Origin of the sequence: Mycobacterium sp. E735, from assembly GCF_001666955.1 — a bacterium.
In the GTDB taxonomy this organism is placed as follows: domain Bacteria; phylum Actinomycetota; class Actinomycetes; order Mycobacteriales; family Mycobacteriaceae; genus Mycobacterium.
Map to the genome: position 1 here is coordinate 22683 of NZ_LZIX01000031.1, position 9277 is coordinate 31959.

Annotated in this window: 6 protein-coding genes and 1 pseudogene; 6 read left to right on the top strand and 1 reads right to left on the bottom strand. The window is 70.2% G+C overall.

Annotated features, from left to right (window positions below; genetic code table 11):
- Positions 1-77 precede the first annotated feature (77 nt).
- Genes A5704_RS03010 through A5704_RS03020 form a run of 3 tightly spaced genes read left to right on the top strand, consistent with a single transcriptional unit; the run spans position 78 to position 4703 of the window.
- Positions 78-1451: a hypothetical protein gene (locus A5704_RS03010; RefSeq protein WP_231968748.1), complete on the top strand. Its 1374-nt coding sequence runs from the start codon at positions 78-80 to the stop codon at positions 1449-1451.
- Positions 1448-2656 carry a hypothetical protein gene (locus tag A5704_RS03015; RefSeq protein ID WP_067757557.1) on the top strand — a complete coding sequence of 403 codons (1209 nt, stop codon included), beginning with the start codon at positions 1448-1450 and terminating at the stop codon, positions 2654-2656. Before A5704_RS03010 ends, A5704_RS03015 begins: the two co-directional genes overlap by 4 nt.
- A 7-nt stretch (positions 2657-2663) precedes the next feature.
- On the top strand, positions 2664-4703 hold the full coding sequence (locus tag A5704_RS03020) for a serine/threonine-protein kinase (protein WP_067757562.1): 2040 nt from the start codon (positions 2664-2666) through the stop codon (positions 4701-4703).
- A 337-nt stretch (positions 4704-5040) separates the two neighbouring features.
- Here A5704_RS03020 and A5704_RS03025 read toward each other — a convergent pair whose 3' ends face one another.
- A complete protein-coding gene (locus A5704_RS03025) occupies positions 5041-5511 on the bottom strand; it encodes a DIP1984 family protein (protein ID WP_067757565.1) in 471 nt (156 codons plus the stop codon).
- A 135-nt stretch (positions 5512-5646) separates the two neighbouring features.
- Here A5704_RS03025 and A5704_RS03030 point away from each other — a divergent pair, with 135 nt between their 5' ends.
- The 3 genes and pseudogenes from A5704_RS03030 to A5704_RS03040 form a co-directional block, all read left to right on the top strand.
- Complete coding sequence (locus A5704_RS03030) at positions 5647-6543, top strand: class I SAM-dependent methyltransferase (RefSeq protein WP_067757574.1); 897 nt, start codon at positions 5647-5649, stop codon at positions 6541-6543.
- A gap of 146 nt (positions 6544-6689) precedes the next feature.
- Positions 6690-8168 (top strand): PPE family protein, encoded by a 1479-nt coding sequence (locus A5704_RS03035; protein ID WP_067757577.1) that lies wholly within the window; start codon positions 6690-6692, stop codon positions 8166-8168.
- Positions 8169-8485: 317 nt separating this feature from the next.
- Positions 8486-9277: pseudogene (locus tag A5704_RS03040) on the top strand (type VII secretion AAA-ATPase EccA); the annotation flags it as partial.

The following is a 9277-nucleotide window of genomic DNA, read 5'->3' on the forward strand; positions in this document are numbered from 1 at the left end:
TAGCGACTACCATTCTGCTGGTCTGGTCGGGATCGCCGCGGGTGGCCTGCAGTGGGCGCCGAAACGAGGGGACAGGGATGGGGGATCGGCACGCGCCGCGTAACCGCTCCCCGCGGATCGGCCAGCTGCACCGCACTGCCGCCCGGGCCGACGCAGGGGCCGAATGGTGCCGAATCCGCGAGGACCAGAAACGGATTCGCGCCCGGCTGCGATCGCCGGCGTTGCTGATCGTCACGCTCGCCGCGGTGACCGCACTGGGCGTCGGCTGCTCGACCGTGGTCACCGGCAACGCCGTCAAGTCGGGCGGCCCCGCGCCACCGGCGGCCAACGTGGCGCTGCTCGATCCCGGCAACTATCCGCGCCGACCGCGCCCGCCGCTGGGCACCGTTGCCGACGACGCGGCCGGGCGCCGGACCGAAGCCCAGCGGATGGCGGACATGGTGGCAGGCCCGTGGCAGGTCGACGGGACGTTGATCAGCCCGCTGAGCGCCGAAATCGCCCCCACCACAGCACTTCCCGAGGCGGGACGGCTCTCGGCGCTGGTGCGCGGTGACTCGATCGCCGCGATCGCCGCGGCGCATCACTTCGTGGCAGGCTTCGTCAGTGGGCGCGTCACCCCGCCACCGCCACGCGGCCAGCCCCCGACCGACAAACCCAAGATCCTCGACAACGGTGTCTTCCGATTCCCCGGCGCACAGGACGCCAGCGACGCCGCCGCTGCCATGGCCGCCGCCGACCTGGCCACCATCCGGCCGGGCAACATCCCCGCCACCCGGCTGCCGATCCCGCGCTACCCCGACACGGTGGCGAACGTGGCGCCGTTGTCGGGCGGCTTCGAAGCCGAAGCGTTCACCGCGCACGGCCCCTACGTGTTCTTCCAGTTCGCCGGCTCCAAAGAGAGCGCCGGCGCGGCCGCCGACCTGATCGCCAAAACCCTTGACCTGCAAGGCCCGATGGCCGACCACTTCCAGGCCACCCCGGTGGACCAGCTGGCCGCCCTGCCCGCCGACCCGACCGGACTGCTGGCCCGCACCGTGCCCGCCACCGACCCCGGCGCCAACCAGGCCACGGTCTATCCACCGCACGGCGCGCTGCATTTCCGGCCCGACCCCGTGGCCACCGAGGCGATGTTCGCCGACGCCGGCATCGGTCACGTCGCCGCCGACCGCACCACCGTCTACGAGGCCGTCGACACCACCGGCGCCCAGCGGGCCGCCGACGGGCTCGCCCGCATCGACGTTCCCTTCCTGGGCTACCGCTCCGCCCCCGGCGTCAACGGGCTGCCCTCGGCGCGCTGCTTCGACCGCGGGCCCGATACTTCCGAGTTGGGCTCGGTGCGCTTCCTGTGCCTCGGCACCGCCGACCGCTACGCGTTCAAAGTCACTGCCGCCCAAGAGGTAGAGGCGCACCAGATCGTCGCGGCCCAATACCTGATGCTGACGGCGCCATGACGAGCCTTACCCGCCCGTTGGCCCTCGCCGTCGCGGTCGCGGCGCTGACGGTCGCGTGCAGTTCGACCGTCGCGGGAACCGCCGTCAGGGCCCCGGGGACGGACGGTTCCGACGGCGTCGACCTCGCCCTGCTCGACGCCGGGAACTTCCCCACCACCCCGCGCGACCCCCTGGGCACGGCCGGCGACGCGCTGCGGGGCGGCTGGGCCGAAGGACGCCGCCTGGCCGGCGCCGTCGTCGGTCCCTGGGAGGTCGACCGTGACCTGACGGCTTACGCCCAAATCGATTCCGGCGTGGTCAAAGACACCGACGGGGTGAACGCGCTGCTGGGCATCCCGATGGGCGACGCGCTGCGGGGCCATAACCTGGTGGCCGGGTTTTCCAGCTCACGGCATACCGACAAGGGCCCCTACAAGGGTCTGCTCAACATTGTGTTGGAGCTGGCCAGCCCCGCCGACGCGATCGCCGCGGCCGCCGACATGGCCGCCAAGGGCACCACCCTGACGATGCCATTTGACAGTAAACCGCTTCCCACACAGCCCTTTTCGATTCCACGTTATCCGGGGACGGCCGCACTGACTTTCCGCTGGACCGCACAGTACCCCGCCCCGGGCGGCCCACGCTTCTCGGTGACCGCCCTGAGCGCCCACGGCCAATACCTCCTCGCCCAAACGGCGACGTCGGACGACACGGCCGACGTCGCAGCGCAATTCATCGCCACCACCCTGGATCTGCAGCAGCCCCTAATCGATGCCTTCAAGCCCACTCCGCCGGATCGGATGGCTCAGCTGCCGTTGGATCCCGACGGGTTGATGGCGCGCACCGTGCCGCCCCGACAGGAGAACGAGTCGATCAACGACGGCATCTATGACGCGCACGGAGCGTTACACCTGGAGGCCGATGACCCGGTGCACCTACAGGCATTGTTCAAGTCCGCCAACGTACAAGAGGTTGCCTACGTGCTGGAAACGAGGGTCTATCAGACCCCGGACGCCGGGGCGGCGGCGCGCATCGTCGCCGACATGTCCGGCCCACACCAAGTCGGCGGGATAAGCGGGATGCCCAAGGCGAGATGCTTCAATGAGGCGTTGGGCTACTGGTGCGTGGCGCGCGCGGATCGCTACGCCTACGAGATGCAGAACGAGCAGGAGAACGCGCTGCACCAGATGATGGCCGCCCAATACCGCTTGCTCACCGGGAAATGAGCGCCTGATGCCTCTCGCCGTCGGAACGGTCATCGCCGGGTACCGTATCGAAGGTGTGCTCGGTTCCGGGGGGATGGGCACGGTGTACCTGGCCCGCCACCCGACACTGCCCCGCAGCGACGCGTTGAAGATCCTGTCCGCCGAGCTTTCCGTGGACCACCAGTTCAGGGTCCGCTTCACCCGCGAGGCCGACCTGGCCGCCACCTTAAACCATCCGAACATCGTGCGCGTGTACAACCGCGGCGAAACCGACGACGGGCACCTGTGGATCGCCATGGAGTACGTCGAGGGAACCGCGGCCAACGACCTGGACCGCGCCAACCTCACCCCGGCCCGCATCGTGCGCATCGTCACCGACGTCGCCGCCGCACTCGACTACGCGCACTCCCGGCGGGTGCTGCACCGCGACATCAAACCCGGAAACTTCCTGGTAGCAGCGCCGGGCAGCGACCACGAACGAGTCTTGTTGGCCGACTTCGGGATTGCGCGCGCCCTCGACGACGCCACCACGCTGACCGCCACGGGCTCGATGGTCGGCACCGCCGCCTATGCCGCCCCGGAGACGATCGAGGGCCGGGCGGCCGACCCCCGCAGCGACATCTACTCGTTGGGGTGCGCCCTGTTCAGGCTGCTGACCAGCCGCACCCCCTACGAGGACAACTCGTTGTCGGCGATGTTGGCCGGACACCTGATGCGGCCCGTTCCGCACCCCACCGACGTCAACCCCGCCCTGCCCCGCGAGATCGACGACGTGATCGCCCGGGCGCTGGCCAAGGACCCCGCCGAGCGCTTCCAGACCGCCGGCGCACTGGCGGCTGCCACCGCCGCAGCGTTGACCGGCACCCCGGCGACGCGTCCCGGCCCCACCGGGCCACCGGCAAGCAACGCGATCAATCCAACCAGCAACGCGACCAATCCAACGGTGACGTATCCGCCAACCGTGCCCCCCGGGCTGGCATCGGCGCCCGGGTGGCCCGCGTACGACCCCCGCGGGGCGGCCGGGCCCCCGCACCACGCCGCGCCCCAACAGTTCGCGGGCATGCCCCCGTCGTTAGGCGGGCCCCACATCTCACCGAAAGCCAAGCGGCGCAAACGGACTCGTCTCGTCGTGGCCGCGATCGTTCTTGTCGCGGCGCTGGCCGCCGCCACCGTCGTGGGCATCCATCTGTTCGGCGGCAGCGGCGGTGGCCTGGGCCCCTATGAACCGCAAACGCTCGCAACCAAATTCGGCACCGTCAAGATCCAACACCGCCCGATGGCCGTCGCCGCGCTGGGGCCCGGCGATCCCGATGCCGTCCTGTCGCTGGGCGCTCAGCCCGTCCTGATGAACGCGGCCAACGCCACCGTTCCGAATTGGCTGCAACCACTGGTGCACTCATCCCCGCCGGTCTTCGCCGCAGCCGACACCGCGGCGATCGCCGCCGCCAAGCCCGACCTGATCATCGACACCGGTGACATCGACCAACCCACCTATAACGCGCTGTCGGCCATCGCGCCCACTCTCGCCCAGCCCGCCGACAACACCGGAGACTGGACCTGGCAGGCGCAGCTGAATTGGATCGCCACCGCCCTCGGCCGCACGGGCACGGCCAAAACCCTTATCGACAAGGCGCAATCCGAACAGAACACCATCCGCTCCGAGCACGGTGCCTTTTCCGGGAAGTCCATCGTGGTGGTCAACTACACCGGCACCGCCACGACGGCCGCCGTGACCCCCTCTCCGCCGAGCGGCTACCTGGAGAGCATCGGCTTCACCTACAACGCCTATTACAAGCGCAGCCCCGGCGGTCCGGCGCAAGTCCCGTTCGACATCAACGACACTGACTACCTCTCCCAGCGCAGCGACGTCATGTTGCTGCTGCGCACCGACCCGGCTGCCGGCGGCGGGGGATACGCCGGCCTGCCCGCCAGATACAGCAGTTTCGGTGGCACCCTGGTCATCATCGACGACCCCGCCACCATCGTCGCCCTCAACTCCGGCGGCCCGGCCGCCACCACTTATCTCAACAGCGCGCTGGTCACCAAGCTCGCCAACCAGATCCACTGACGATGCCGCTCAACGAGCCGCATCGATGGTTCAAGACCGTTGCCGTCGCTGCGGCGATCGCCTCGCTCCTCGTCACGTCGCAACCGCAGGCAGAGAGGACCGGCCGCCGCCGAACCGCTCGGTGTATGCCCCGTGCCCACCCTCGTCGTCACGGATCCGCACGCGGTGATGTGCTGTGCGCTGTGCCCCGTCACCTGTGCGCGATGCGGGGCTGCGATGTGAGGAGGGAGTCGAACCCCCTGCACTGCCCTTCGTGCGCCAGGAGAGACCGGACTTGGCCCGCCGGCCAGGGCTCGTGCGCGCCTCCGCGACGCCTACCTGCTATACCCCGGCTCCCTTACTCCAACAGGTCTACCTCCCAGTTCGATCGCTGGATCCGCACGTCGAGCTCGCGAAGCTCGCGGGCCACCTGATCAGCCTGGGCGCGCACATCGGCAACGGTCAAGGCGGACAACATCTTTAGCTCGGACCGCAGTTGACGAGAGTAGCCCTGCTGGGAGCTCCCGGCAGCAGCGTCCGCTGCGCTTTTGAGGACATGGTGACGCCAGCGCAGAGCGTCGCGGCGCGCCAACGCGTCGGTCAGCGTGCCGTCCGCGCCGATCGTCGTCGCCGCGTTCGTGCGATTGATCCGCCGGATCAAGACCTCGTACTCGCCCAGCACGCCCTCGACCTCGGCGAGCAACGCCGCCGCGTCTTCGGCGGGTTCTTCGCCCTCCTGATAGCGGGCACTGCTCACGATGCGTGTGCGCAACTGTTCGATACGCCGCAGCGCATCGGCCCGCAATGACAACGCCTCGGCCAACTTCACAATGTTCCCCCTCCGGTGGGCGGCGCAACCGCCTAACCAGGATAGGTCCGAGAAAGGCTGCTCAGCTGCCTCCGCCGACCCCGCGGCCGGCCACTGACCGGCCGCCGGTCGCCGACCGCCGGTACTGTCGAATTCGTGCGTAGTGAAGGCGATACCTGGGACATCACAACAAGTGTCGGTTCGACGGCCTTATTCGTGGCGACCGCCCGAGCGCTCGAGGCGCAGAAGCCGGACCCGCTGGCCGTCGACCCTTATGCGGAGCTGTTCTGCCGCGCCGTGGGCGGGTGGGCGGCCGACGTGCTCGACGGCAAGCTCCCCGACCACCAGCTGAAGACTCCGGACTGGGGCGCGCATTTCGTCGACTTCCAGGGCGCCCGCACCAAATACTTCGACGAGTACTTCCGCCGCGCCGCCGGCGCGGGCGTGCGCCAGGTGGTCATCCTGGCGGCCGGACTGGACTCGCGCGCCTACCGGCTGGACTGGCCCGCCGGGACGGCGATCTTCGAGCTGGACCAACCGCAGGTCCTCGACTTCAAGCGTGAGGTGCTCTCCGGGCACGGCGCCCAACCCAAGGCCGAGCGGCGCGAGATCGCGGTGGACCTGCGCGACGACTGGCCGCAGGCCCTGCGCGACAGCGGCTTTGATCCCGCCAGGCCGTCGGCGTGGATAGCCGAAGGCTTGCTCATCTACCTCCCGGCCGCCGCGGAGGAGCAGCTGTTCACCGGCATCGACAACCTGGCCGCCGCCGGCAGCCACGTCGCGGTCGAGGACGGCGCGCCGCTCGACCAGGACGACTTCGAGGCCAAACGCGAGGCGGAACGCGCCGACGGTGCCGAGCGTCCGTTCTATCAGTTGGTCTACAACGAGCGGATCGCACCGGCCACGGAGTGGTTCGGTGACCGGGGCTGGACCGCCGTCGGCACCCCGCTTGCCGAGTTCCTGGCCCAGAACGGCAGGCCGGTGCCCGGGCCCGACACGGATGCCGGGTCGATGGTCTCGCGTAACACGCTGGTGAGCGCCGTCAAGGGCTGACCCGACCCCCGGGCTTTTCATGTGTTCTCGATGAGTTGATCCCGCGCGGGAACTTTCGCGTGCCCGCCCCCGACTAATACCGGGCTGATCGGTGTGCCGCCCAACAGCCCGGGCGGCACGGTCTCAGCCCGGCGAGGAGTCGCGGGATGACCGCACCGGTGTGGATGGCGCTGCCCCCGGAGGTCCATTCGGCCCAGCTGAGCAGTGGCCCCGGCCCGGCCGGCCTACTGGCCGCCGCGGCCGCGTGGAGTTCACTGAGCACCACGTACGCCTCGACGGCGGACGAGCTCTCCGCGACCCTGGCCGCCGCGCAGGCCGGCGCCTGGGAGGGACCCACCGCCGAGCAGTACGCGGCCGCCCACGCGCCCTACCTCGCCTGGTTGATGGGGGCCAGCGCCATCAGTGCGGCGACCGCCGCCCGCCACGAGACCGCGGCGACGGCCTACACCGTGGCGCTGGCCGCGATGCCGACGCTGCCCGAGTTGGCGGCCAACCACACCGTTCACGGCGTGTTGGTGGCGACGAACTTCTTCGGCATCAACACCATCCCGATCGCGGTCAACGAGGCCGACTACGCGCGGATGTGGGTCCAGGCGGCCACCACGATGTCCACCTACCAGGCGGTCTCCACCGCCGCGGTGGCTTCGGCGCCGCAAACGGGGCCCGCGCCACAAATCGTGCAGGCCGCCGACAGCGGCCAAGACAGTGACGACGACGGAATCATCGACAACGACGGCGGCAACCCGTACCAGCTCAGCTGGTGGATCAACCGATTCACGGAGGTTTTCCAGACCATAGCCAGAGATTTGGCGGAGTTTCGCACGGACCCGGCCGACGCCTTAGAGGATCTGCTACAAGACATTTTCGGGCCCGCCGGACTCATCGCTGACGAGTTCACCCACGTGGGCGAGGCCCTTCAGGCGTTCCCACAGCTCGCCGCCGTGCCGTTCATCGTGCCGGGTGGATTTGCGGGGGGCATAGCCGGCTTGAGTCTGATGGCCGGAATCCAGCCTGCCCCAGTTCCCGTCGCTGCGCCGGCTCCGATGGCGCCGGCACCCGATGCGCCAGTCGTCAGCCGCGCTCCGGTTGTAGCGAGCGCTGCCCCGGCCACGGCGCCGGCACCGTCTTCGCCCCCGACCTCGGCCCCGGCACCCGCGCCGGCCTCGGCGCCGGCACCCGCGGCCCCACCGTCGCCACCCCCCGCCGGCGTCGAAGGCGCCGCGTTCCCATACCTGGTCGGCGGGCCGACCGCGGGTTTCGGTTCGGGAACCAGTGCCGGCGTGCCGCGCAAGGCGCCGGAGCCCGATTCCGCGGCGGCCACGGCGGCGGCCGCGGCATCGGCTCGGGAGCAGCGGCGGGCGCGTCGCCGCCGGCAGGCGGGCCTGCAAGATCGCTACCGCGGCTACGAGTTCATGGATCTGGACCCCGATGGCGAGCCCGAGGATCCGGCGGCGCCGGCCAGCTCCTCGCTCGCATCGGATCGGGGCGCCGGAGCCCTGGGTTTCGCCGGAACCGCGAGCAAGGGTTCCGCCCGGGCGGCGACCGGGCTGGCGACGCTCACCGGCGATGACTTCGGCGGTGGGCCCGTGCTGCCCCTGCTGCCCGGCTCCTGGGAGGGGGACTAGCGGCGCGCACGCCGCGGGCCGGAACTTTTCGGGCGTGCCGGACGACTATTGGCTGCGTTCTCGGATTGCTAATGAAAATGATTTTCGATAAGCTCGGGCCGCTCGGCGGGGCCGGTGGTGGCCCGCCGATCCGTCGGAGCCGGGGGAACGGACCGAAAATGCGGACGGGAGTACGCCTGAACTCCCTCATTCGCGGTGATGAGCTGGGAGTGATGTGGTGAGTCGGACGGGCCCTCGCGCCTCGACACTTAGCTTATGCAATGCTAACTTCAGGCGGGTTAGGTTAGGGGAGGCTACACAAATGGAGAGACGTGGCCGTGGAACTCGGTGACACCGGCGTGCTCGCCGCTCAGCCCGTCAATTCACGTGCGGATGCCAGGGTTGATGGCGACGTCGTCAGCCGGTTCGCCACGTGCTGCCGCGCGCTCGGCATCTCGGTCTACCAGCGCCAGCGCCCGGCCGACCTGACCGCCGCCCGCTCCGGCTTCACCGCGCTGACCCGGGTCGCCCACGACCAGTGCGACGCCTGGACGGGCCTCGCGGCCGCCGGCGATGTGTCCCTGCGGGTGCTGGAGGCGGTGTCGCGCACCGCGAGCACGGCCGGGGTGTTGCAGCGGAAGGTGGATCTGGCGCCGGGCGAACTGGGCTTCCGCTATGACACCGGGCTGTACCTGCAGTTCCGCGCCGCCACCCCAGACGATTTCCACCTCGCCCACGCGGCGGGCCTGGCGTCGACCGGGGATGCGGCGCGGCTCGCCGAAGCCGACCAGATCGTCACCGGCCTGACCGCGCGCCGCCCGAGCTGGCGCGAGGCCCGCTGGGTCGCCGTCGTCCTCAACTACCGCGCCGAGCGCTGGTCGGACGTCGTCAAGTTGCTGACGCCGGTCGTGAACGACGCCGGGCTCGACGAGGCGTTCGCGCACGCGGCCAGGATCGCCCTGGGGACCGCGCTGGCGCGGCTGGGCATGTTCGCCCCGGCGCTGTCGTACCTGGAGGAGCCCGACGGTCCGGTCGCGGTCGCGGCGGTCGACGGGGCGCTGGCCAAGGCGCTGGTGTTGCGGGCGCACGTCGACGAGGAGTCGGCGAGCGAAGTGCTCCAGGATCTGTAC

What these genes read in the sequence shown, in the direction of transcription:
- A5704_RS03010 (WP_231968748.1), top strand. Translation starts at nt 78, where the DNA reads ATGGGGGATCGGCACGCGCCGCGTAACCGCTCCCCGCGGATCGGCCAG.
- A5704_RS03015 (WP_067757557.1), top strand. Translation starts at nt 1,448, where the DNA reads ATGACGAGCCTTACCCGCCCGTTGGCCCTCGCCGTCGCGGTCGCGGCG.
- A5704_RS03020 (WP_067757562.1), top strand. Translation starts at nt 2,664, where the DNA reads ATGCCTCTCGCCGTCGGAACGGTCATCGCCGGGTACCGTATCGAAGGT.
- A5704_RS03035 (WP_067757577.1), top strand. Translation starts at nt 6,690, where the DNA reads ATGACCGCACCGGTGTGGATGGCGCTGCCCCCGGAGGTCCATTCGGCC.